The sequence below is a fragment of the Geotalea sp. SG265 genome (genome assembly GCF_022808985.1).
Lineage (GTDB): Bacteria > Desulfobacterota > Desulfuromonadia > Geobacterales > Geobacteraceae > Geotalea.
Genome location: NZ_JAKZFT010000003.1, coordinates 50,462 through 75,708, shown reverse-complemented (window position 1 = coordinate 75,708; position 25,247 = coordinate 50,462). Strand labels below are relative to the sequence as shown.

22 protein-coding genes and 3 tRNA genes are annotated in these 25,247 nt (G+C 52.0%); all 25 read left to right on the top strand.

Going from position 1 to position 25,247, the window contains the following annotated elements; genetic code table 11:
• The first annotated feature begins 16 nt into the window (after positions 1-16).
• The 25 genes from clpP to ML541_RS04500 all read left to right on the top strand — a co-directional run bounded on the left by clpP (position 17) and on the right by ML541_RS04500 (position 25,088).
• Positions 17-616, top strand: coding sequence for an ATP-dependent Clp endopeptidase proteolytic subunit ClpP (gene clpP, locus ML541_RS04620; protein WP_243371243.1), 600 nt, complete (start codon positions 17-19; stop codon positions 614-616).
• The gene (clpX, locus tag ML541_RS04615) at positions 613-1,866 is read left to right on the top strand and encodes an ATP-dependent Clp protease ATP-binding subunit ClpX (protein WP_243371242.1); all 1,254 of its coding nucleotides are present in this window, start codon (positions 613-615) and stop codon (positions 1,864-1,866) included. The genes clpP and clpX overlap by 4 nt, the downstream gene beginning before the upstream one ends.
• Before the next feature lie 18 nt (positions 1,867-1,884).
• A complete protein-coding gene (gene lon / locus ML541_RS04610; RefSeq protein WP_243371240.1) occupies positions 1,885-4,314 on the top strand; it encodes an endopeptidase La in 2,430 nt (809 codons plus the stop codon).
• A 90-nt stretch (positions 4,315-4,404) separates the two neighbouring features.
• Positions 4,405-4,481 (top strand) — tRNA-Asp (locus ML541_RS04605).
• Between the two features lie 6 nt (positions 4,482-4,487).
• A tRNA-Val gene (locus tag ML541_RS04600) sits at positions 4,488-4,563 on the top strand.
• 52 nt (positions 4,564-4,615) lie between these two features.
• Positions 4,616-4,692: transfer RNA gene (locus ML541_RS04595), tRNA-Asp, on the top strand.
• Between the two features lie 197 nt (positions 4,693-4,889).
• Positions 4,890-5,645, top strand: a complete 756-nt coding sequence (locus ML541_RS04590) for a polyprenol monophosphomannose synthase (protein WP_243371238.1) — start codon at positions 4,890-4,892, stop codon at positions 5,643-5,645.
• Between the two features lie 171 nt (positions 5,646-5,816).
• A complete protein-coding gene (locus ML541_RS04585) occupies positions 5,817-6,848 on the top strand; it encodes a 6-bladed beta-propeller (protein WP_243371236.1) in 1,032 nt (343 codons plus the stop codon).
• Positions 6,845-7,609 (top strand): cytochrome c3 family protein, encoded by a 765-nt coding sequence (locus tag ML541_RS04580; protein WP_243371234.1) that lies wholly within the window; start codon positions 6,845-6,847, stop codon positions 7,607-7,609. Before ML541_RS04585 ends, ML541_RS04580 begins: the two co-directional genes overlap by 4 nt.
• 10 nt (positions 7,610-7,619) lie before the next feature.
• Positions 7,620-8,717, top strand: a complete 1,098-nt coding sequence (locus tag ML541_RS04575) for a cytochrome c3 family protein (protein ID WP_243371232.1) — start codon at positions 7,620-7,622, stop codon at positions 8,715-8,717.
• Positions 8,718-8,820: 103 nt separating this feature from the next.
• Positions 8,821-10,029 carry a type II secretion system F family protein gene (locus ML541_RS04570; RefSeq protein ID WP_243371230.1) on the top strand — a complete coding sequence of 403 codons (1,209 nt, stop codon included), beginning with the start codon at positions 8,821-8,823 and terminating at the stop codon, positions 10,027-10,029.
• Positions 10,030-10,037: 8 nt separating this feature from the next.
• Entirely contained in the window at positions 10,038-11,759 is a 1,722-nt protein-coding gene (locus tag ML541_RS04565) for a GspE/PulE family protein (protein WP_243371228.1), read from the top strand.
• Between the two features lie 21 nt (positions 11,760-11,780).
• A complete protein-coding gene (gene pilM / locus ML541_RS04560) occupies positions 11,781-12,707 on the top strand; it encodes a pilus assembly protein PilM (protein ID WP_279342356.1) in 927 nt (308 codons plus the stop codon).
• The gene (locus ML541_RS04555; RefSeq protein WP_243371224.1) at positions 12,707-13,246 is read left to right on the top strand and encodes a PilN domain-containing protein; all 540 of its coding nucleotides are present in this window, start codon (positions 12,707-12,709) and stop codon (positions 13,244-13,246) included. Before pilM ends, ML541_RS04555 begins: the two co-directional genes overlap by 1 nt.
• Before the next feature lie 26 nt (positions 13,247-13,272).
• The gene (gene pilO / locus ML541_RS04550; protein ID WP_243371223.1) at positions 13,273-13,794 is read left to right on the top strand and encodes a type 4a pilus biogenesis protein PilO; all 522 of its coding nucleotides are present in this window, start codon (positions 13,273-13,275) and stop codon (positions 13,792-13,794) included.
• Complete coding sequence (locus tag ML541_RS04545) at positions 13,791-14,423, top strand: hypothetical protein (RefSeq protein WP_243371222.1); 633 nt, start codon at positions 13,791-13,793, stop codon at positions 14,421-14,423. The genes pilO and ML541_RS04545 overlap by 4 nt, the downstream gene beginning before the upstream one ends.
• A 27-nt stretch (positions 14,424-14,450) precedes the next feature.
• On the top strand, positions 14,451-16,895 hold the full coding sequence (locus ML541_RS04540) for a cohesin domain-containing protein (RefSeq protein ID WP_243371221.1): 2,445 nt from the start codon (positions 14,451-14,453) through the stop codon (positions 16,893-16,895).
• A gap of 20 nt (positions 16,896-16,915) precedes the next feature.
• The gene (locus ML541_RS04535; protein ID WP_243371219.1) at positions 16,916-17,422 is read left to right on the top strand and encodes a type II secretion system protein; all 507 of its coding nucleotides are present in this window, start codon (positions 16,916-16,918) and stop codon (positions 17,420-17,422) included.
• Positions 17,422-17,862, top strand: coding sequence for a type II secretion system protein (locus ML541_RS04530; RefSeq protein ID WP_243371218.1), 441 nt, complete (start codon positions 17,422-17,424; stop codon positions 17,860-17,862). Before ML541_RS04535 ends, ML541_RS04530 begins: the two co-directional genes overlap by 1 nt.
• Positions 17,863-17,906: 44 nt before the next feature.
• On the top strand, positions 17,907-18,581 hold the full coding sequence (gene ftsE, locus ML541_RS04525; RefSeq protein ID WP_243371216.1) for a cell division ATP-binding protein FtsE: 675 nt from the start codon (positions 17,907-17,909) through the stop codon (positions 18,579-18,581).
• Positions 18,565-19,512 carry a permease-like cell division protein FtsX gene (gene ftsX / locus ML541_RS04520; protein ID WP_243371215.1) on the top strand — a complete coding sequence of 316 codons (948 nt, stop codon included), beginning with the start codon at positions 18,565-18,567 and terminating at the stop codon, positions 19,510-19,512. Before ftsE ends, ftsX begins: the two co-directional genes overlap by 17 nt.
• A 2-nt stretch (positions 19,513-19,514) precedes the next feature.
• Complete coding sequence (locus ML541_RS04515; RefSeq protein WP_243371214.1) at positions 19,515-20,693, top strand: peptidoglycan DD-metalloendopeptidase family protein; 1,179 nt, start codon at positions 19,515-19,517, stop codon at positions 20,691-20,693.
• Positions 20,694-20,746: 53 nt separating this feature from the next.
• Positions 20,747-22,078, top strand: a complete 1,332-nt coding sequence (locus ML541_RS04510; RefSeq protein ID WP_243371213.1) for a S41 family peptidase — start codon at positions 20,747-20,749, stop codon at positions 22,076-22,078.
• Between the two features lie 103 nt (positions 22,079-22,181).
• Positions 22,182-23,729, top strand: coding sequence for a hypothetical protein (locus ML541_RS04505; protein WP_243371212.1), 1,548 nt, complete (start codon positions 22,182-22,184; stop codon positions 23,727-23,729).
• 51 nt (positions 23,730-23,780) lie between these two features.
• Entirely contained in the window at positions 23,781-25,088 is a 1,308-nt protein-coding gene (locus tag ML541_RS04500; protein ID WP_243371211.1) for a cohesin domain-containing protein, read from the top strand.
• Positions 25,089-25,247: the final 159 nt, after the last annotated feature.

The window sequence follows — 25,247 nt, the reverse complement described above, 5'->3', positions numbered from 1 at the left end:
AGCCCGAGGAGTTCACATGCTTGTGCCGATTGTAGTTGAGCAGACGGGGAGAGGCGAGCGGTCCTACGACATCTATTCACGGCTGTTGAAGGACAGGATCATCTTTCTCGGTGGAGCAATAGATGACAACGTATCGAATCTGGTCATTGCCCAGCTTCTTTTTCTGGAAGCGGAGGACCCTGATAAAGACATTCATCTCTACATCAACTCCCCCGGCGGGGTGGTGACTGCAGGGATGGCCATATACGACACCATGCGTTACATCAAGGCGCCGGTGTCGACCATCTGTGTCGGTCAGGCCGCCTCCATGGGGGCATTTCTTCTTTCCGGAGGCGAAAAGGGAAAGAGATTCAGCCTTGCCAATTCACGGATAATGATCCATCAGCCGCTGGGTGGCTTCCAGGGACAGGCAACCGACATCCACATTCATGCCCAGGAGATCTTGCGCATGAAGCAGAGACTGAACGAACTGCTGGCCGAGCATTGCGGGCAGACGGTGGAAAAGGTCGAAGCAGATACGGAACGGGACTATTTTATGTCTGGTGAAGATGCGAAAACGTATGGTATCATAGATTCCATAATTACCAGAAACACCATTACGGGAGGTTCCCGGTGAGTAGAAGAGACGACCGGTCCGACAATCTGATCTGTTCCTTTTGCGGAAAGAGCCAGGAAGAAGTAAAGAAATTGATTGCTGGCCCAACCGTCTACATCTGTGATGAATGCATTGAGTTGTGCAACGACATCATCGCCGAAGAGTCCAAGTTTGAAGAAGCAACCGGACCCGATGTGAAAAAACTGCCGAAGCCCCTGGAGATAAAAGAAGTTCTTGATGAATATGTGATCGGCCAGAAGCAGGCTAAGAAAGTACTGGCCGTAGCGGTCTATAACCACTATAAACGCATCGAAGCCATGACCAAGCCGGGTGACGTGGAGATGCAGAAGAGCAATATTCTGCTTCTCGGACCCACCGGTTCGGGGAAGACACTGCTGGCCCAGACCCTGGCGAGAATCCTCAAGGTTCCATTCGCCATGGCCGATGCGACCAATCTCACCGAGGCAGGTTACGTTGGTGAGGATGTGGAGAACATCATTCTCAACCTTCTGCAGGCTGCCGATTACGATGTGGAGCGGGCACAGAAGGGGATTATCTACATCGACGAAATCGACAAGATAGCACGGAAGTCCGATTCCCCTTCCATAACGAGGGATGTGTCGGGCGAGGGGGTGCAGCAGGCACTCCTGAAGATTATCGAAGGCACCGTTGCCAGTGTACCTCCCAAAGGGGGGCGGAAACACCCCCAACAGGAGTTCCTCAAGGTCGATACGACCAACATCTTGTTTATCTGCGGCGGGGCTTTCGCAGGCCTGGAAAACATCATCCAGCAGCGAATTGGTGTGAAAACACTGGGTTTTGGCGCAGACGTCAAAAAGAAAGTCGAGAAAAAAGCTGGCGAATTGCTAGTGGGTGTTACCCCAGAGGATCTGCTCAAATTCGGCTTCATTCCCGAATTTGTCGGCAGGTTGCCTGTTCTTGCTTCACTCACCGAACTTGATGAAGAGGCCATGGTCCAGATCCTCAAAGAGCCGAAAAATGCCTTGGTAAAACAATATCAGAAGCTCTTCGAGATGGAGCACGTGAAGCTGAAGTTTACCGACGGTTCACTGGTTGCCATCGCCAAGGAGGCATTGAAACGGAAAACCGGTGCGCGTGGTCTCAGGTCCATCCTGGAAAACGCCATGCTCGACATCATGTACGAGATCCCATCCCAGACCATGGTCAAAGAGGTGGTGATCAGCGAAGATGTCATCTACAACAAGGAAAAGCCGATCATAGTTTACGAGAACGTGGCGGAATCCGCCTGAAGCACGGGAAACTTTTCAATGTCAGAAAAAATCAAGACCAGCAGCATCAAGAGAGGGAAACCGGCCCGGTTCCCTCTCTTTCCGTTAAGAGATATGGTGATTTTTCCCCACATGGTGGTGCCGCTGTTTGTTGGCAGGGAAAAATCCATTCACGCACTTGAGGCGGCAATGAACGGCAACAAGTACATCTTTCTTGCCACCCAGAAGAATGCCAAGATCGAGGACCCTAAGCCCGACGAAATCTTCACGACGGGGACTATCTGCCACATCATCCAACTCCTGAAGCTTCCCGATGGCACGGTAAAAGTGCTGGTCGAGGGGAAAAAGCGCGGATCGATCCTGTCGTATCTGAATTGTGATGGCTATTTTGCAGTCGAAGTGGCGGATATCGCCGAATCTTCAGCAAAATCGGCCAAGCTTGAAGCCCTTGTCAGGGGCGTCCGCAGCTCATTCGAAAGATATGCAAAACTCACCAATACCATCTCTGCCGAGGTGACCAATGGCATTGCCGGCACTTCCGATCCTTCCCGGCTGGCAGATACCATAGCAACCCACTTGAACCTGAAGATCACTGACAAACAGGATTTGCTGGACCTGTCTGCACCGCTGAAAAGGCTGGAAAAGCTGTTGGTATTCATGGAGTCGGAGATCGAGATTCTGCAGATTGAGAACCGTATCCATTCCCGCGTCAAGAAGCAGATGGAGAAAGCACAGAAAGACTACTATCTGAATGAACAGATGCGCGCCATTCAGAAAGAGCTGGGTAACAAGGACGATTTTAAGCAGGAACTGGCTCTACTGGAAAAGAAGATTGCCGGGCGGAAAATGTCGGCAGAGGCAACGGAAAAAGCTCTTTCCGAGTTGAAAAAACTGAAGGCCATGTCTCCCGCTTCTGCGGAAGCTGCGGTAATCAGAAACTACCTAGATTGGGTCATCTCCATTCCCTGGAATGAATCGTCAGCTGAAAACGTTGATCTAGCCACTGCCGAAACCATTCTCGATGCCGATCATTTCGGGCTCGAAAAGGTGAAGGAGAGAATACTGGAATATCTGGCAGTTACTTCTCTTGTTACTTTGAAAGGACCTATACTTTGTCTGGTGGGGCCCCCGGGGGTCGGTAAGACCTCTCTGGTTAAATCCGTTGCCAGGGCAACAGGACGAAAATTCGTCAAGATGTCCCTGGGCGGAGTGCGGGATGAGGCCGAAATCAGGGGGCACAGACGGACCTATGTGGGTGCAATGCCCGGCAAAATTATACAGAACATGAAACGAGCGGGCACCACCAATCCCGTATTCCTGCTGGATGAGATCGATAAGATGAGTGCGGACTTCAGGGGCGATCCGGCTTCAGCCCTTCTGGAAGTGCTTGATCCTGAGCAGAATGCCACTTTTAACGATCATTTCCTGGACCTGGATTATGATCTTTCCAAGGTGATGTTCGTGACAACCGCGAACTCCCTCCATTCGATTCCCAGACCGCTCCTTGACAGACTGGAAGTCATACGGCTGGAGGGGTATCTTGAAATGGAAAAGCTGGCTATTGCGAAGCAGTATCTGGTGAAAAAGCAGCTGACTGCCCACGGTCTTGACGAAAAGAAAGCTAAGTTCACTGACAAGGCCATTTTGGATATAATTCGCAATTATACCCGGGAGGCTGGGGTAAGGAATCTCGAAAGGGAAATCGCCACTATCTGCAGAAAAACCGCCCATGCCTTTGTAAAGGGTAAAGTGGTAAAGTCGCGTAAGGTATCCATTGCCGATGGCGAGGTCAGGGCTTACCTGGGAGTCCCACGCTTCAGATATGGATTGGGAGAGGAAAACGATGGCATCGGCGTTGTTACCGGCCTTGCCTGGACCGAGGTGGGGGGGGATCTGCTTAAAATCGAAGTTGCCACTCTGCCCGGCAAAGGTAAAATGATCGTAACAGGTAAACTTGGTGAGGTAATGCAGGAGTCGGCCCAGGCTGCCATGACCTATGTCCGTTCTCGCGCCTTGATGCTGGGTCTGGAGCTCGATTTCTACCAGAGCCTGGACATACACATTCATGTTCCGGAAGGCGCCATTCCAAAGGATGGCCCCTCAGCCGGGATAACCATGGCGACGGCGATAATCTCGGCGCTGACCAAGAAGGCGGTACGCAATTCTCTAGCCATGACCGGGGAGATTACACTCTTAGGCAGGGTCCTGGCTATTGGCGGATTAAAGGAAAAACTTCTTGCTGCCAGACGGGGTCTCATAAAAAGAGTACTGATTCCGGAGGAAAACGAGAAAGATCTGGTGGAAATGCCGAAGGAGCTGCTTGCCGGGTTGGACATACTCCCGGTTAGGCATATGGACGACGTCATTCTGCATGCCTTCGTGTCCAGCCCCCTGGTTGCAAATGTCGAATGCCTTGCAGAGACTGCCGGTATGATGAAAACCCAAACGGAATCGGTTACCTCCCATTGATATTTTTTTCAAAATAGTCTTGACACCCTTTGTGCCGTTTTGATATAAGGAGTGTCTGCTTAAGACGGCATATCAAGTCAGGCAGGTTCTGGGGTCGTAGTTAAGATGGTTATAACGCCGGCCTGTCACGCCGGAGGCCGCGGGTTCGAGCCCCGTCGACCCCGCCATTTTCAGGGCGAATAGCTCAGCTGGGAGAGCGCCAGCCTTACAAGCTGGATGTCACAGGTTCGATCCCTGTTTCGCCCACCAACGTTTTTTGCGGGAGATCCGTCTCCCGTTTTTGTTCAACAAAGTGAATAATGGGGTCGTAGTTAAGATGGTTATAACGCCGGCCTGTCACGCCGGAGGCCGCGGGTTCGAGCCCCGTCGACCCCGCCATCTTGAAAAGCCATGCCTGTGCATGGCTTTTTTCGTCCCTATCTCTCCTTTCCGGTTCAGCCGGTCCTTTCACTTGACTTAGAAGCTCCAAATCGTTTATCTTTAAAAGGTTCATACACTGCAATTCTGTTTCCCCCAAGGAATAGTCTTGTCAAAAAGAACATGGTTTCGAGTCTAGGAAAATCGAGGGGGTAGCAGTGAAGGCTGTTGTAGTCATACCCACCTACAACGAACGCGACAATCTGGAGAAATTGACGACTAAGGTTCTGGCTCAGGACGAGTCCATTTCCGTACTGATAGTTGATGATAACTCCCCCGACGGTACCGGCGACCTTGCCGACAAGATGGCCGCATCCGATCCCAGAATCGGCGTTCTTCACCGAAAAGGGAAGCTGGGGCTTGGATCCGCATACCGAGAGGGTTTTCGCCTTGCCATGGACCAAGGGGCGGACTACATCATTGAGATGGATGCGGATTTTTCCCATGATCCTGAAATACTGCCGCGCTTTCTGCAGGCAATGTCCAATTTCGATCTCGTTATCGGCTCCCGTTATTTGAACGGAGTAAGCGTCGTGAACTGGCCCATAAGGCGGCTTATCCTCAGCTATTTTGCCAGCGTCTACACGCGCATGATTACGGGGCTCAGGATCTCCGATTGCACCAGCGGATTCAAATGTTTTCGCCGTCAGGCCCTGGAAAAAATCGATCTTGACAAGATTAGGTCCGATGGATATTCGTTCCAGATCGAAATGAATTATCGTTGTGTCGAACGCGGATTCAGGGTAGGGGAAGTCCCTATCATCTTCATAGACAGGCATGCCGGGTCGTCGAAAATGTCCAAGAAAATCGTCCGCGAAGCAGTGGTCATGGTTTGGAAGTTGAAGCTCGGTTCCCTGTTCCGCAACTTATACCAAAAGGAATCGCCATGTCGTCCCAACAATGGACCATCCTGACATTGCTCGGTTTTTACGGCTGGGTCCTATCCACAGTCGCATTCATTCTGATGAGCTTCCCCTCCAATGGAGGATTTGCCTGTAAAAGGGGAGTTAGTACCGGAAGCTGCGTGGTCTTCTTCTTTTCCCTATGGATTTTCGGCATGCTCAACGCCTGAAAGGGAGTAGTTCTTGCTGGTAAAAACCTTCCTTCCCTTATTGCTGCTTCTGCTGTCTGCTTGTGCAGCTGTGGAGCCACTCACTCTTCGCGATCCCAAGATCAATCTCGCTTGGCCATACCCTCCCAACGAGCCGCGAATCAGGTTTCTTCGGTCTATCAATGGTGCCGAGGATATTTCTCCACCCCACGGAAAGATCCGGGAATATTTCGATTTTCTGGCAGGCGAGTCCGAGCAGGGCATGAAGCTCGAATTGCCTTTTGCCATCGCCGGGGATGGTCAATCGGTGATATATATAGCGGATACGGGTGCTGGGGTTGTCCACAGGTACGATCTGAAGTCTCGGGAGGTGGGGTATCTGTATTTGGCTGGAGATGATGTGTTATCCAGTCCCGTAGGAGTCGCGGTAGACTCCGGCAGAAATCTTTACGTTTCCGATTCGTTGAACGGCAAGGTCTATAAATACGACAAAAACGGCAAGTATCTCAAGGAACTTAACCCCGAAAAGCCCTTTTTACGGCCTGCTGGTATTGCTGTCAACAGCAGGGATGAAAAATACGTTGTGGATGTCCTGGCACACAAACTGTATATCTTTGATAAGGACGACCACTTCAAGGGTGATTTCCCGCGGGAAATCCAAGGGCAGCAGCTCAGTTATCCTTCCAATGTGGCCTTTGACAGCAGCGACAATGTCTACGTGACCGATGCCATGAACTTCACCATCAAAAGGTTTTCTCCAGACGGCGTGCTGACGGGTAAAATCGGCGATATCGGCGATGCCCCCGGTTCTTTCGCCAGGCCGAAGGGAATAGCATTGGATGGAGAAAATCATCTATATGCCATCGATGCCGCCCTTGATAATTTCCAGATTTTCAACGGGGATGGGAAACTGCTTCTGCTTGTGGGGAAAAACGGCTGGAGACCGGGGGAATTCTATCTCCCGAGTGGCATATACATCGACAAACAGGACCACATCTTCATTGCGGATACTTACAACAGCAGGATTCAGGTTTTTCAGTTTTTGAGAGAGGGTGCGAAACAGTGAAAAAGGTTCTTGTGGGATTGACCGTCTGCATCGGCCTGCTAAGCTTCCAGAACAACAGCTTTGCCGTCTATGGCCCAAAAGTAACCGAAATCGGCAATAAGCATAATCTGTCCTATGCCAACGTTGGGACTGTCGATAACCCCATTACATACAATGCTTCCGATCCTAACGATCCCCGTGCACGGCAGATATGCATTTTCTGCCATACTCCTCATAATGCGGTCATCAACCGCGGACTATGGAATCGGCAGGAGACGACCCAGCTCTTCGGGCAATATTCCTCTACCAGTCTCCATATCAGGACTGACCTGAAAAGCGTCAGTGATTACAACGAGCCTAATGGGTCATCACGGCTCTGCCTTGGCTGTCATGATGGCGTTACCGCTCTGGGAGCCGTAGTTCAGGGACCTAACAGCGGTACTAACATCGCCATCAAAGGTAATCCTGCTCTGGCCATGTCCGGTACCCATGTTTTCACTCGTTTCAAGATAACCAACGACCACCATCCCATCTCTTTCAACTATGCCAAGGTACAGCCATCCATGGCAAACTACAAGCCGGTTCCGGCGGGGGGAAATGTAAAGCTGGACCATCTGGGCCGGATGCAGTGCACCACCTGTCATGACCCCCATCAAACCAAGGATACGACTATGCCCTTTTGGGTCTGGGAATATATACCGCCCGATCCCTATGCCTCCCCGGCCAATTCCCATGATGCAGTTTGCTTGACCTGCCATGACTTCGTATTCCCACTGTTTTAAGGATGCGCTTATGTATAAAATATTGATTTTGGCAGCGCTAGCCTGCAGTTTGTCGGCAGTCGCCTACGGAGCTGGGAGAGGATTCAATCAAGCCACTCATCTGGACAGTACCAAGGTTCCTCGGGGGTGTGCAACCTGCCATAACGGCTTCAACTTCAAGACCGGTGGTGGTGCGTCAATATGTATCATCTGCCATGGGGATACCTCGCGCCTATCCCAGGAATATAAATTCATACCAAAGAAATTCCTGCCCAGGGATTCCGAATTGAAAAACGTTGAGACCGACTTCAGGAAGACTTACCATCACCCGGTATTCGAACCCCTTGCAGCAAGGCACCGGGCGAGCGAGACGATGCCGGAATCGGACCCGAAAGCGCCGCGCCATGCCACCTGTGCCGATTGCCACAATGTCCACTATTCTTCCCCTGCCAGTAAATTTGCTGGAATCAAAGGCAAGCGAACCGACGTTATCTCCTCTATTACCAACGAATGGGAACTGTGTTACCGCTGTCATGGTGATGCGGCAAACCTTCCGGGGCGCAGTACCAACAAGCGTGCGCTGTTTGCTTCGACAAATCCATCCTATCATCCGGTGGAAGCGGAGGGAAGGAACTCCGCCGTAGTTAGCCTGCTGAAGCCCTACAAGGAGAAGAAGTTTACCCCTGGCGACGTTTCCCGCATTACCTGCGGCGATTGCCATGGAAGCGACAATGCGTCTTCCCCCTCCGGGCCCCATGGTTCCAATAACCAATTCATTCTCGTGGAAAACTATTCCATCAGAGACGACCAGCCTGAGGCACCGCAGCTATATGCCCTTTGCTATCGGTGCCATAGTCGCACCAGCATCCTGAGCGATGAGAGCTTCAAATACCACTCCCTGCACATTAACGGAAGGACCACCGGATCATCCTTTCAGGGGACATCCTGCTATACCTGCCATGATTCCCATGGCAGCACTGAAAACAAATACCTTATCCGATTCAATAAAGAGGTTGTTTCAGCCAATGCAAACGGGATGTTGAAATTCGTGGAGAAAGGTCTGGCGTCGTTTCGCGGTGAATGCTATCTTTCATGTCACGGAGTGGATCATAATCCAAAAAAATACTAAAAACACCAGGGTTATGTTAAAATGTGATTATTAAAACCACAGTCTTCGCTGCTGTGGTTTTAATTATTTTAATTTCAGCTTTTTTGTGGTAAATTCAGCTTCTATGTCGCTTTTCAAATGCAAAATAGGCACCGCAGACGGCAAAATCCTCGAGAAGGAATTTGAGGCGGCAAACATTTCCGTTCTCAAGCAAAGTCTAGAGGAACAGGGCTATTTCGTTTTCGAGCTGAAGAAAAAGCCGCTGCAGTTTCTGCAGGACGTCGGTATTGCCCGCCGCAAAGTGGATAACAAGGCTCTCCTTACCTTCAATCAGGAACTGCTTGTTCTGATCAAGGCCGGGCTGCCGATTATCCAGGCATTGGATACCATCCTGGAACGGGTTGAGAAGGGACGCCTGCCGGAGATTCTTAATGAGGTCCGTGAGGATGTCAAGGGGGGCGCTGCCTTATCTGCTGCCTTTCAAAAGCACCCCAAGGTTTTTCCCCATCTTTACATTGCCTCGATTCAGGCAGGCGAACGGACCGGAGACCTGCCGCAGACGATTTCACGTTATATTGCCTTTCTGAAAAGGTCCGAAGGATTCAAGAAAAAAGTAATCTCCGCCCTGATCTATCCGGGTATTATCTTGACGGTCGCATTCATAGCTGTAACCATGTTGCTGGTTTATGTGGTTCCCACGTTCAGCCAGGTCTACGCTGATTCAAAATCTAGCCTGCCACTACCGACACAGATGTTGATCGCCTTCACCACTGAGCTTAAACGTTACTTTGTGGTGGTGGTGGGCTTTATCATCTTGGTGGTCTTTCTCCTAAGGAAATGGACGGAAACGGAATCGGGGAGATTCAGGCTGGACAACCTCAAGATCAGGATTCCATTCATAGGGCCGCTTCTTATCAAATATGCCATGACTACCTTCATGAGGACGCTGGCTACAGTCCTTGGTAGCGGTATTCCCATCGTGGAATCGCTCAGGATGTCCGTCGGGACCCTTAACAATGTGCTGCTGGAGCGGAAGCTCCTCGATGCGGTGGTGCGGGTTGAAGAAGGGGTTCAGCTCTCCGCAGCCCTCGAAGGGACGAAAATGATGCCCCCGCTTGCCTTGCGTATGCTGGCGGTAGGCGAGTCCACCGGCTCACTGGAAGAAATGCTGGGAGACATCTCCGAATATTTCGAGGAAGAAATCGAGCGAAACCTCCATGTGCTGACAACTTCCATAGAGCCGGCCATTATGGTGGTCATGGGAATCATCATCGGCGGCATCATCATCACCATGTATCTGCCCATATTCAAAATCGCGGGTACGGTAGGCTAAATAACAACATGGCTACTACGTTCAAAAGAAAAAGGCTCGGCGACATCCTGGTTGATAAGCAGATTATCACTCAGGAACAACTTGCCTTCATCATCGATAAACTGAAAACCACCAGTGACCGTTTCGGCGTCATTTGTCTCAATGAGGGGCTTATCACCGATGCTGATCTGGCCCTGGCTCTGGCGGAACAATTCGGGCTGGAATATGTGGACCTGCAGGGTTTCAAGCCAGATGAAGCGCTTCTGGAACTGCTGCCGCCCGATGCCATGCAGCGCTATCATTTCGTGCCACTGGATCTGATCGGTGACGCCCTCGTCGTCGCCATCTATGATCCCACCGATGTTCTCAAACTGGACGAAATGGAACTGCTGCTTGACCGGCCAGTCATTCTCAAGATCGCACCGGAATCCCAGATTCTGGTCCTCCTGAAAAAGGGGGAGGGGGCACGCAGCGTCCTCAAGGAAGTTTCCGAGGATTTCATGCTGCAGTTGGTGACCGAGACCGAAAAAGGGGAGGAAGTCCTCTCGGTAGAAAAAATTTCGGCGGACACCAGCCCCATCATCAAACTGGTCAATTCCACAATTCTTGATGCCCTGAACCGGCGTACAAGCGATATACACATAGAGACCACCCAGGAAGGGGTCATCATCAAGTACCGTATCGACGGCGTGCTTTATAAGGCGACGGAGCCCATCGACCTGCATTTCCAGGGGCCGATCATTTCCCGTCTCAAGGTTATGAGCGAACTGGACATTTCCGAGCGCCGCATTCCCCAGGACGGCCGGTTCAAGGTACGGATCAACGGCAAATCCATAGATTTCCGTGTTTCAATCATGCCCAGTGCTTTTGGAGAGGATGCGGTCATACGTATTCTCGACAAGGAAAGTATCGCCACTGACCTTAAGGGGCTTACCCTTGAGACTCTGGGAATGGATGCAAGGGAGATAAAACGTTTTCGCAAGATGATCAAGGAACCGTACGGAATGGTCCTGGTCACTGGCCCTACGGGTTCGGGCAAGACGACAACCCTCTATGGTGCCCTTACCGAGATTCACTCGGGCGAGGAAAAGATCATCACCATTGAAGACCCGGTCGAATATGTGCTTCGCGGCATTGTCCAGATCCCGGTCAATGAGAAGAAAGGACTTACCTTCGCACGGGGACTCCGTTCCATTCTTCGCCATGACCCGGACAAGATCATGGTCGGTGAGATCAGGGACCCGGAAACGGCGCAAATAGCTGTCCAATCAGCTTTGACAGGCCACCTGGTCTTTACCACCGTCCACGCCAACAATGTTTTCGATGTTATCGGCCGTTTCACCCACATGGGGATCGACCCCTACAATTTTGTCGCCTGCCTCAACTGCGTAATGGCCCAGCGCCTGGTGCGGAAAATCTGCCAGAAGTGCAAGTATCCGGTCGTCATTCCCGATGATAAGCTAGCGGAGTCGGCCATAGACCCTGAGCGGTGCCGCAACGTTACCTTTTACGATGCCAGGGGATGTGACGAATGCAACGGTACCGGTTATCGCGGCAGATCGGCCATTGTCGAACTTCTGGATCTCAATGACGAGATACGGGAGCTGATTATCGCCAAGGCTTCGGCAATTCAGCTGAAGAAAGCCGCCAAGGAAGCAGGCACCATATTTCTCCGCGAGTCTGCTGTGGAGAAGGTATTGGCAGGCGATACCACGTTAAGGGAAATAAATCGCGTCACCTTTGTTGAATAAATCGAACTTACCGGGTCACATATGTTTTTTTCGAAAAAAGCCATAGGAGTTGAACTGTCGGGGGAGGCCGTGAAAATGGCCGTCGTTGAGGGAAGTCGCCAGTCCCTGAGTCTGACGGCTTGCAATACGGCGCCCGTTCCCCCGGGTATGCTGAAATTCGGCATGAAGGAGCCTAATGTCCTGAATCCATCAGCTTTTGTCGCCATCGTTCGCGATACCTATCTCCGGCTTCTTTCGAAAACAGAGGTCGTTTCCCTGTCTCTGCCCGAAAGCACGGGCCGGGTTATGCTCATGGATGTGGAGACGCGCTTCAAAAGCAAGGATGAAGGAAAGGAAATCATTCGCTGGAAGCTGAAAAAAAACTTCTCCTTCAATATTAACGAAACCCATCTGGATTACCAGGTCCTTGATGAAAGAGACGACGGTGCCATGTCTATCCTTGTGTCCATCGTTTCCACCAACGTCATTACCCAGTTCGAGGACCTCTTCATTCAGGCAGGGCTTGAACCCAAGTACATCGATTTCACCGGTTTCAATATTTATCGGCTTTTTACAAACCGTTTGTCATTGACGGAAAACGTCACGTTCTTCTCTTTTTACGGCGGTATCTTCACCATGATGGTCTTTTATGGCGAAGTGCTTGTTTTCTACCGCTCCAAGGACATTTCCCAGGGTGCCTTCGAACCGAACCGCGTCTTCCGGGAGATCAACAACTCACAGTTGGTATTCCAGGACAAGTTTCCCGGCTTTTCCGCCAACGAGATTTTTTGTTTTGCTGCGGGTGATGAAGCCGAATCTTTTCGTGGCGTGGTCGGTGATGCAATCGGGGCGGAACCGATCTTGCTCGATGTGAGCCGCGTGGTAGCCAGCCGGAATAGTCTGGCTACGGATCGACGATTGCTGCAATCCTTGTCGGGTGCTCTCGGTGCGGCAGTGAGGACTTTCTGATGCAGCTGAACATCAACTTGGCGACCAGAAGCTATATCAATACACGTCACGTCAATCTCACCATTGCTGTTGCCATCCTCCTTCTACTGCTGTGGCTTTCCTTCAACATCAAGGAAATCGCCTTCAACGCCGGGGAGAGCAGACGGCTTGAAACGCAAGTAGCAGCCTTGGAGAAAAAGCTGCAGGGGGAGACTAAGGGGGTACCCGTGAAGCAGTACGACGCATTACTGAAGAAGATACACTTCGCCAATTCCGTCATAGACAGGAAAAATTTCGACTGGCTTGGTTTTCTGAATCAGCTGGAGTCGGTTGTGCCGGAAAGAATCACTCTTGCCACTGTCGAACCCGACGTGCAGAAACAGAGCCTCAAACTGACCGGATATGCAAGGGACTTTGCAGATTTACGCCACTTTTTCGAAGTCCTTTCATCGTCCTCCTACTTCAGGAATATTTTTCTGGAGAACCAATCGGCAGTCAAGGTCGGGCAGAATCAGAAGGGGGTAAGTTTCACCATTACCTGCACGGTAATATACCGATGAATCTCAAACTTCTTAAAGAGACGCTGATGGCGAGGAAACGCTCCGTCATGCTTACGGGGGGCCTGCTTTTCGTGAACATAGCTTCCTTTGTGTTTCTTTCCGTCTATCAGGAGCCACGGGTTGCTTCCCTGCAGACCAGTTGGTTCGAGAAACGGCAGCAGAGCAGCCGGACCGATATCCGAGATGCCGCCACCGTTTATGCCCAAGGGACAAAAGACTTGCAGACCTGGGACGCCAGGATTCTTCCCCAAAGGGATTTCGCGCGGCTTTTAGGCGAATTGTACGAAGCCGCCGCCAACAATAACCTGGTGGTAAAAAGCGTTACCTATAAGCCTGGCAGTATCAAGGAGCAAGGACTGCTTGCCTACACCATTGATTTTTCGGTTTCGGGCCGCTATGCCGGTCTTAAGAGCCTCATCTCAGACCTGCAGCGCTCCCGGCAGATAATAGTATTGGACAACCTCTCCCTTGCCAATACCAGCCAGACAAAAGAAGAGGTTGATCTGAAGCTGAGGCTGACCACCTATTTCCGGATGGAGGGGCGATGAACAGGAAAAAACTGACCCTTGCCATTCTGGTACTGGTGCTCATCTTGTCCGTGATATACAGTTTTTTCAGCCAGCCACGGCAGAAGAAGGCCGCAAATCTCAAATACGGGGGACAAACGTCACCAACAAGCCAACGGAGCGCAAAAGCATTCTCCGGGCTAAGTTCCGCACGGCTGGATGAAAAAAAGCTGCACCTGGAATTGCTGGACAAGGAGCACCCGAAGTTTGCCGGCTTCAGACGGAACCTTTTTTCCCCAATATTCCACGAAGAGGCTAAACCGGAGGCGAAGCCAACGGGGAGAATCACTCTCCCTGTACCGCCACCACCACCCCTGAGACCACCACCATCCGTGGTGCCTCCTGTTGCTCAGATTCCCGAGCCGACTCCCGTACAACGAGATATGGCGAGATTTACCTTTCTCGGCTTTTTGAAAAAAGACAACACGAAGACGATCTTTCTCTCCAGCGATAAGGAGATTTTTCTCGTAAAAAAAGGGGATACCATTGCCGGCAAATATCAGGTTGCCAACCTTACCGATGATGCGCTGACAATCCGCCCGCTGGCAGATGGAGGGGAAATCGTCATTCCCCTGGTGGAGAACAAGTCCCTGGCTGCACCGAAACGCTGAAAAGACTGCCCATAAGGAGCTTTAATAATGCACCCCTTCAAACAGCTGCTTACCATGTTACTTGGCCTGGCTATTCTCGCCGGCTGTGCCGGCGGTCGCTCCGCATTCAGCACCGCCGAAAAGCTGGAGCGGGAGGGGCGCCTGGATGAAGCCGTTCTTAAGTATGCGGAGGTTTCAGGCGCAAACCCGGATGTGGGAGAGTACCGCGCCCGGTTCCTCCAGGCCAGTGCGGCAGCTGCTCAGAAGCACCTGAGAAAAGGAAACGAATTTCTGACAGCTAAAAATTACGATGACGCACTTCGCGAGTTCCAGACCGCTTTTGCCCTGGATTCTTCCCTGCAACAGGCCCAGCAGCAGAGCGAACTGGTGATCAGACTGAGGAATTCACTGGTCTACCAGAAAGAAGGGGAGGAGTTCGAAAAAAACCGTAAACCCAGGGAGGCACTCCGCTCCTATCAAAAAGCCCTGGAGTTCAACGCGAACAATGATGAGGCCAAAAACGCCATAGACCGGCTGCTGAAGAGCAAGAAACCGAAGATGGATGGTTACGAGCTGAACCTCAAGTCCAACAAGCCCCTTACCCTCAAGTTCAAGGACGCCAAAATCAAAGAGATTTTCAATATAATCTCCCAGCTTTCAGGCATTAATTTCGTTTTCGACGAGGGGGTCAAGGACCAGAACTTCTCCATTTATCTGGAAAATGCTACCTTTCAGCAGGCACTGGATATCATCTGCGGTGTGAACAAGCTGGGCAAAAAGGTCCTCAACGAGAACACCATCATCATTTACACCAAAAGCCCCGAGAAGACCAAGCAGTATGAAGAGCTGGTCGTCCAGACCTTTTATCTCAACAAACTCGACGCCAAAAAGGCGGTCAACCTGATCCGCACCATGCTGCAGGTGAAGAAAATCTATGTGAACGAAGAGGTTAACGCCCTGGTCATAAGGGACACTCCCGAGGTCATCGAGGTGGCGCAGAAAATTCTCGATGCCAACGATGTTCCCGATGCGGAAGTGGTTCTTGAAGTCGAGGTGATCGAAATATCAAAGGGCAACACGGAGAATTTTGGTCTGGCCTTGAGCCGCTATGCCGTCTCTACTGCTGCAGCCAAAGAAAAAACTACAACTTTCCTATCGGATGTCCTTGTTCAGCCAACGTCCACAACCAGTTCTTCCAGCACTTCCAGCACGACCGCCAGTCCCGATAACCTGCTGACGCTCTTCCGTTGGCGCGGTTTCAACGGCTTCCTGACCGTACCCAATGCCACATTCAATTTCGGCAAGACCTTGTCCAACAGTGAAACCCTGGCTAATCCGAAGATACGGGTTAAGAACCGGGAGAAGGCCAAATTCAATGTGGGAACCAGGGTACCGATCACCACCACCTCCACCAACGGTACGAGCATTGGCGTCAACGTCAATGTCCAATACGTCGATGTTGGGGTCAAGCTTAACGCCGAGCCGACCATCCAGCTGAACAACGAGGTTGCCATCAAGCTGAGCCTGGAGGTCAGCTCAATCCTCAGCAAGGACAAGATTGGCGACGCCAGTTCGCTCACCACCGTCGTCACCATCGGTACCCGCAACCTGGATACGGTTTTGAGCCTCAAGGATGGGGAAACCAGCATTATCGGCGGCCTCATTCAGGATTCCAATACCAAGAGCAAGCAGAAGGTCATGGTGCTGGGGGATATCCCCATCATCGGTCCGCTCTTGTCCAGTAACGACAACTCCAATAGCAAATCTGAGCTGGTGTTGGCTATCACCCCCCGGGTCGTCCGTTCTGTCACCGTGCCTGAAGGGGAGGCGGCGGGATTCTGGTCCGGCAAGGAGGACGAACCCTCCCTGTCCAAGCCCTATTCATCCTTTGTCCAGGAGCCTGAGCTGGTCCCTGCCGTGCAGACAGCGCCCCTCCCCCCGGCCGAGGCCCAGACGCAGCCCCCCGCAACGCCTGCGGTGAAACCTGAAACCGAAAAGAAGGCCGGCCCGGCCGCACAGCCTGCTCCACCGGTTACTGCCGCACCGGCGCCTGCCCCTGCTGCAGAACAGCAGCCTGCTCCCAAGGTCACCCTCAACCTAGCGGCACCTGCTTCGGTAAAGGTTAATGACCAATTCACCGTCGAGGTGAAGGCTGCCAATGCAGCCAATCTGATCAGTGCTCCCTTCACGCTGGCATATGATCCCATCTTCCTCGAACTGGTTGGGGTTACGGAGGGTCCCCTGATGAAGAAGGACGGCAAGCCGACAACGTTTCGCCCCACAATCGACAAAACAACGGGGCAGGTGGCGGTCAACCTTTTCCGTTCTCCCGATACGGGGGGGGTAAGCGGCAGCGGCACCCTGGTAACGGTTACATTCAAGGCAAAAAACCAGGGGCCGGCCAGCATGGGCTTCCTGGACACGAATTTTTCTGCTGTCGGCGGCAAGCCGGTGGAGGCCGTAGCTTACAGTGCTGTGGTTCAAGTACAATAAGAATGAGCCTTGACCGATAGATGAAGCTTTTGACGAGAAATAAACAGGGCGTCAGCCTAGTCGAGCTGGTGGTGACCCTGGTCATTCTTTCCATTCTGGCGGCTGTGATACTACCGTCGGCCCAGATGACGGCGCGAAGGACCAAGGAGTTGGAGCTGAAGCGGAACCTGAGGACGATCCGTACCGCCATTGATGAATTCAAGAAGAAATATGACGAGGCGATAGCGGAAAAAAAGCTTCCTTCGGTACAGAACAAATCGGGCTACCCCGAGTCACTGAAACAGCTGGTGGAGGGCTATGACTTCGGCGGCCTGACCGAGAACAATATCAAATTCCTGCGCCGGGTTCCCCGTGACCCCTTCAATCCCACCAAGCCGGGGGAGGATGTCAAGGAAGAGGAGCTATGGGGACTTCGCTCATATGCTGACAAGCCGGACAGTACGACCTGGGGGGGAGAAGACGTCTACGATGTCTATTCCTTGAGTGAAGAGACGGCCATCGACGGCACCAAATACAAGGACTGGTGATGAATATATCCGCACCCGACAAATCGTTGCAGAAGGCAAAACGATATACCTTCGTTGATAAAAAGGGCTTTACGCTCATTGAGTTGTTGATAGTCATGTCCATTGTTGGTATCCTTGCCGCCATCGCCGTTCCCAATTACAAGTGGGGGATTATCAAGGCCAAGGAAGCGGTGCTGCGCGAAGATCTTTACAATTTCCGCACTACCATCGACAATTTCTATGCTGATCAGGGCAAATATCCCGACGCTCTGCAGGAACTGGTGGACAAAAAATACCTGCGCGATCTACCGAAAGACCCCTTTACCAACGATAAGGAGAGCTGGAAGGTGGTGGCTCCTCCTCCCGGAGCCGACGGGCTGGAGGTCAAGGGGGCGGTGTATGATGTCCATAGCGGATCGGACCTGATCGGCACCAACGGTATAGCCTACAACGAATGGTGACATTGTCGTCCCAGCTGTAAAGAAATAAGGATGAGGCTTGATTCATGATCCAGTTGCATAATGTCTCACTCGCCTATCAGAATGATATGGCGGCCCTCAACAATGTCAGTCTCAAGGTCCCCAAAGGGGATTTTATTTTTTTGACCGGACAGTCGGGTGCCGGGAAGTCGACCCTGTTGAAACTGCTTTACGGGGCGCTTGATCCCACACAGGGGCAGGTGGTCATTGATGGGCAGAATATCTCCCGGCTCTCCCGCTCACAGATTCCACTCCTGAGACGGAAGGTCGGCGTGGTTTTCCAGGATTTCAAACTCCTTCCCCAAAGGACGGTCCTGGAAAATGTGGCGGTCACCCTGGAGGTGCTCGGATGGGGCAAGAAAGACATCGGCAAGAAGGTGTATCACATACTGAAACAAATGGGGTTGGAGCATAAGATCAACAGCAGCCCCTTAAGGCTTTCGGGGGGCGAGCAACAGCGGATCGCCCTGGCCCGTGCACTGGTAAACGATCCTAAGATCCTGCTGGCCGACGAACCGACGGGAAATCTCGACGAAGAAAACAAGGAGCAGATTCTGGCCATTTTCAAGGAAGCGAACATAAGGGGGACTACCGTTATCGTCGCAACCCATGATCGCCGCGCCATTGAAAATTCCCACCGGAGAGTAGTCGTTCTGGAAAAGGGACGTATTGTGGAGGACTCTGATGTCGTCGCGGAATAAGCTGGCAAGAAGACCTAAACTGGAAGGGGAAGGTTTTTTCGGCCGGTTCGGCTATTTCTTTGCCAGAGCCGTTGCCAACCTTAGACAGAATGTTCTCGTCAGTGCCCTCACGATCGGAACGATTTCCCTGTCCCTGCTGATCATTGCCCTTTTTTTGCTGGTATACGTAAATCTTGAGAAGGTTGCCGATACCTGGAGCGAAAAGGTCCAGTTAACCGCTTTCTTCCAGAACGAACTCTCTGCCGATGAGTTTGCCACCCTTAAAGGGCGTATTGCCTCTCTGGGTGGGACGGAAAAGATCATCTATGTCTCCAAGAACGACGCGATGAAACGGTTCCGTGCCCGGCTCAAAGGACAGGAAACGTTTCTGGAAGGGGTCGTGCCGGATGTACTGCCGGCTGCCATCGAGATCAGTCTCAACAAGAACAGCAGAAACAGCGAGGCGGTAGATTCCTATGCGTCCCGCCTAAAACGAATCCCCGGCATAACCGAGGTTCAGTACGGAGAGGAATGGGTGAGGCGCTTCAACACCTTTCTTACCTTCATGCGCCTGGTTGGAGCGCTCGTGGGTGGATTTCTCATCCTTGCCGGGTTGTTCATCGTTTCCAATACCATCAAGCTGACAATATATGCTCGTAAAGACGAACTGGAGGTGCTGGGGCTGGTGGGGGCGACGCGGTTTTTCATAAAAGCACCCTTTCTCATAGAAGGAATAATCCAGGGAGCGGCAGGGGGGCTTGTTGCGCTTTTGGCGCTTGCCGCCTGTTATTTCGGCTTTCTTCACAATGCGGGGAACTTCCTCTCGTTCAACATCACCGCTGCAGGACTGTCGTTTCTGCCGGTTACCTATCTGGCCGCCATCTTTGCAGGCGGGATATTTGTCGGTTTCATCGGCAGTCTCACTTCCCTTAAACGTTTCATCACCATCTGAAAATGCACCTGCGAATCATACTTATCTTGATTCTTCTGCCCCTGCTGCTCCCCCGTCTGTCTTTGGCTGATGTTAAGGACGATCTGCAAGGCATCAACAGGGAGATCAGCCAGAAGAAATCGCTTCTCAACAAGACAAAAAAGACGGAAACAAGAGTTTCCGGTGAATTGCAGCAGATAGAGAAGAATCTCCAGGAAAAAGAGGCAAATCTGCTTTCGCTGGGACGCGATCTCAGGGGAGTGGAGAACAATCTGGGGCGGATGCGAGGGCAGATTGCTACGGTCGAAGCAGAAACCCTGCGCAAGAAACAGCAGATCGACAGCCGCATTTCCGCACTATACAAGGCTGGCGACGCGGGGAATATCCGCGTCTTCTTTTCTTCAGGTTCATTCCCGCAAATGATGGAAAACCTACGCTACATGAAGGCTGTTCTGGAAAACGACCGGCGGTTGTTTACCGACTACCAGGCGAAGATGGAGCAGCTCAGGTTGCTGAAAGGGGAGCTTGAGCATGACCAGGCAAACAAGGAAAAAATCCGCAACAGGATAGAAGCCAAAAAGCAGGAAATAGAACAGGAGAAGAAGACAAAGACAGGCCTGCTTCTGAAAGTGAGGGAAGACAAGGAAGGCTACATCACCTCTTTGAAAAAGCTTCAGGCCAATGCAAGAAGGCTGCAGGCAATGGTCGAAAGGCTTGAAGCACGGAGTAGAAAGGGTTATACTGTCCGGAATAACAAGAAGGTCCTGGCTCCGGATAGGTATGTAGCCGTCCCCGACAAGGGGCTGGGCGCACAGAAGGGCAAGTTGACCCTGCCGGTAAAGGGGACAATAACCGCCCAGTTCGGCAGGCAGAAACACCCTCAGTTCAATTCCTATACCGTCAACAACGGCATATCCATCAACGCTCCCGTCGGCACGCAGATTCATGCCATCTACGATGGTCAGGTCATTTTTGCCGATTATTTCAAGGGCTATGGGAATATGGTTATCGTCGATCATGGCGGCGGTTTCTTCAGTCTCTACGCGCATGCCTCCTCCATCAACAAGAGGGTAGGCGCTACGGTCGCCAAAAACGACGTTGTGGCCAGTGTGGGAGATTCCGATTCCAGCAATGGAGCAATGCTTTATTTTGAAATACGTTATCAGGGGAAGCCGGTTGATCCTTCACCCTGGTTCAGGTAAGAGGGCGCGAATAAGACAATGACAAATACAAACGGGCAGTTTGGGGAGGAAAGATGTTGAGAAGCGGTAAAGGCAGGAAAATGCTGGCCATTGCCACGGTTGCTACCGTTTTGGTGGTATTCTTCGGTATGGGAATCCAGCGGCGTTGCGCAGCACAAGGCGGAAACGACTATGAATCCATCGAACTCTTTACCGATGTGCTTTCCATAGTCAAGAAAAGCTACGTGGAAGAAGTGGATACGAAAAAGCTCATCTATGGAGCTATTAACGGCATGCTTTCCTCACTGGACCCCCATAGTTCATTCATGCCTCCCGATACCTACAAGGAGATGAAGATCGACACCAAAGGTTCCTTCGGTGGCCTGGGGATCGAGATCACCATCAAGGACGGGATTCTGACTGTTATCTCCCCCATTGAAGACACCCCGGCATTCAAAGCGGGCATAAAGGCGGGGGACCAGATCCTCAAGATCGACGACAAATTCACCAAGGATCTGACCATAACCGAAGCGGTCAAGCGGATGAGAGGCCCCAAGGGGACCAAGGTAACAATTTCCATCTATAGAGAGGGGCTGGAGAAGCCGAAGGATTTCACCATGGAGCGCGACATCATCCAGGTGAAGAGCGTCAAGTTCAAGACTCTCGACGACGGCTACGGTTATGTGAGGATATCCCAGTTCCAGGAAAAGACCGATGATGACCTGGAAAAGGCACTGAAGGCACTGCACGAGGAGAACGGCGGGAATCTGCGCGGCCTCGTTTTGGACCTGCGCAACGATCCCGGCGGGCTTCTGGACCAGGCAGTCAAGGTGGCAGAGCATTTCATCGACGAAGGAAAGCTTATTGTCTATACGGAAGGACGGGAGAAGGATTCAAAGATGCGTTTCACCTCCCGCAAGGGGGGCAAAGAGCAGAACTATCCGATCGTAGTCCTGATCAACAGCGGCAGTGCCAGCGCTTCGGAAATTGTTGCCGGGGCACTGCAGGATCATAAGCGGGCCGTGGTCATGGGCACCCAGAGCTTCGGCAAAGGATCGGTCCAGACTATTATCCCCCTTTCAGACAACTCTGGGCTCAGGCTGACTACGGCCAGATATTTCACCCCCAGTGGCCGCTCAATCCAGGCCAAAGGCATCACCCCCGATATCGTTGCCGAACGGGTCGAACTTTCCGCGGTGGAGAAGAAAGAGGGGATGCACATCCGGGAAAAAGACCTGGATAATCACTTCGAGGTGGAGAGCAAGGAACCGGCCGAAGAGAAAAAACCGGCGAAGATACCCACCCACAAGATGGACGAACAGATGAAATCTGACTCCCAGTTGTTGAGAGCCCTTGATTTACTCAAGGGATGGGACATACTAAAGTTGATGAATAAATCTTCATGACAATTGTCGGATTCCCGACAAGCACAATGCATTAATTTAACAGGAGGCGCACAACAGGAGGCATTACAACATATCAGTCAAATAAAGATAGAAAGGAGTAATTATGCGAAACCAATCGTTGGTTGTTCTCCTTCTCGGTGTCTTTCTGGCTGTTGTTGTTTCAGGCTGCGGCGGCGGTGGGGGAGGGGGTAATGCTGCCCCTCCCCCCTCCGCACCACAGTTCGTGCTTTCCGCTTCAAAGCAGAATGTCCTTTCCAATGGTAGCGATTCCGCGCTGGTAACTGCAACTTTTGCCTCGACTGTTCCTAACGGGACCGTGGTGAACTTCAGTACCGATAACAGTGCAGCAGTTATAGATAAGACGGTACAGGCAGCAAGCGGCAAGGCAACTGCTTCGGTAAAGGCCACCAATCTTAATGCTCCTGTGGTGATAACGGCAACCGCAGGCACGGTGAGCAAAACCATTACCATTAACTTCAGTTCGACCGTTTCGGCCAATGCCGCCACTCCGACCGTTGCACCAAATACTCCGGCAACTATAAACGTAGTATCCAGTGTCACCGATCCTTCTCAATTGCAGGTTACGGCAACTCCTGCTGCCGATACTACGATTCCAACCCCGGCCGGGAACGGTCAATTTACCGCCACTGTTACTCCGCAGACTTTGGGGCCGGTAACGGTGACCGTTTCAATTGCAGGGACGTCCGATTCAAGCAGCACGACCGTGACTGCTGTGATGCCGATTACCATGATGGTCAGTCCCGCAGGCAATCTTCTTGCTGATGGCACGAGCAAAGCTACTGTTACAGCCAGTTTTCCGGGGATAACCGTTCCCGCCGGCGAGGTCGTCCAGTTTACCGCTACCAATGGCGCCGTGCTATCAAGTTCCTCTGCACCTGTGGATGCAAATGGTCTTGCAGCGGTTAACGTAACGAGTTCCACCCCGGGGACATCGGTTGTGACCGCCTCTTACAAGGGGTCTACCGGCACGGCAAACCTGGTTTTCGAACAGCCGCAGTTTTCCGTCACCGCTTCCAAAGGTATCGGTCTTGCTGACAATACTGACACGATCACCATAACCGCCACTTTCACTGGTACTGCCCCGGCGGATGGTACGGCGGTCAATTTCTCCGTTACACCCGCCACCGCCACCCTTGGAGCAGCTACTGCAACGACGACTAAGGGTGTCGCAACAACTACGCTTAAATCGTCGACGCCGGGTGTTTTTACCGTTACTGCTGCTTCAGCCAGTGCTACTGTCAAATTTATTGCTCAACCGACTGCGATGGATGCCTTTATTGGGTTAACCCCCGCGGTGACAGGGCTAGCCAGTCTGCAGTTCACGCTTGTGAATTCTCCAGGCGCCACCTTTACCGGCGGCTCCGAGAGTGCCCTCAATGAAGCTACCGGATCACTTATCGTTGCCAATCCATCCTCGGGCACTGATACCATAATTGGCCTGATCAGCGGCACCGGTTTCAATACAGGGACTGCACCGATTATAAAAGTTTCCTATGGAATAGCTTCCGGTCTCCCTGGCGTGCAGGTGAGTCCTTCAGGTATTTCGGCGGCCAATTCGAAGTTTCAGCCGATAACTCTAAATCAGCAGAATTTTGTTGTTACCGTCAAATACAACACAGATACGTTTTAGGATCGGAAAAAAGGGCGCTTTTGCCTCTTCAGCGTAAAGGAGATGGGTTACATGAAAAGACTTTACTTTGCAGTAATGATTGCACTGAACCTCTGTTTCGCTGCATCGGCTTTTGCCACTGCCAATGTGGTCATCCCCCCTTCAGTTGACGGAAAATCCTGGACACTGCAGGCAAAAGACTTTGACAACATTGCGGGAGCTGAGCTGACTATCAGCTATGATCCTGCAATTCTTGGCAGTCCCACGGTGACCCAGGGCTCCTTCCTGGCCGGTTCGATGCTTGTGCCCAACACCAACACCCCAGGAGTCGTTCGCATCGGTGTTGTTACCACAAAGCCTTTATCAGGCTCCGGCCCCCTGGCGACGGTGACCTTTCAGCGGAAAACCAGCGGATTCGGCAAAATCAAGCTTGCGGCCAGACTGGTCAATAACGATCTTGCTCCTGCACCTGTAATTCCGATCGTTCCAAGCGAAGATGGAACAGAGCCGCCAGATAAACCAGGAAACAGTGGTGGATCTTCCGGCGACAAGTCAAGCCAGCAGACCCAGTCCGGGGGCCAATCTCAAAACACCGGCTCATCGACCGTCGTACTTGGTGGCAATGTCACTTTGCCTCCCGATCTGAGCGGATCTGCCGAGGAGAAGAAAACGCCACAGGCAACGCCCGACTATCGGGAAGAGCAGCGGCATGAATCTCCTTCCGTGGGCAGGGAAACTGCTGCATCTGAAGGCAAGCGGCAGGAGCCGACAGAGGCTCCTGCTGTAAAGATTGAACCGACGGAAAGCATCCTTGGCCGGTTCAAGGGGTACAAGGGGGAAATGACCAGCAAGGCATTTATTGATTTATTCACTGTGGATGCAAAGGCTCCGGTCAAACAGGATCCTCCCATTCTTCTGGCTGACGGCAAGGCGAACCTCTCGCTGACTGTGCCGAACCCCCAGGGGAAACAGGCTCCCAACTTCGCATTGAAAAAGGCCAGACTGGTAAGTTTGAAGGTGGCTCCCAACGGATCTTGGATTGTGGTAGCCAAGCCTGACAAAGGGGCCTACGACGCCTCGGTCACCATGCTCGTTGATGACTCGGCGGTCGAAATGCCCTTGACCGTGGCGCCCAAAGTGGATATCGACCTGGATAGGTCAGGAAAAGTGGATGAAAACGACTTCGCCATATTCCTCAGGGATCGCGGCACTGAAAAGGCGCCGAAGCATGACCTGAACAAGGATGGTCGCCGTGACTATATTGACGACTATATTTTTACCGCCAACTTCCTGGTCCTGCATCCGAAGGCTGCGCTAAATACGTCGGATGAGAAACGGAAGCCTGAAGGGCAGAGCGCCGCCAAACCTAAGGGCAAATAAAGACCAAAAACGTAGCAACTTCTGGGGGGCCGGCTTGTCAGCATGAAAGCCGGCCTTTTTTTGTCCAGCGGACGACATTTCAGCAATTGACAAAGCAGCGTAAAAATTGTATACAGTATGCCATTTAATGGTCTGGATCTGTAGTGTTCTTAACTGTTT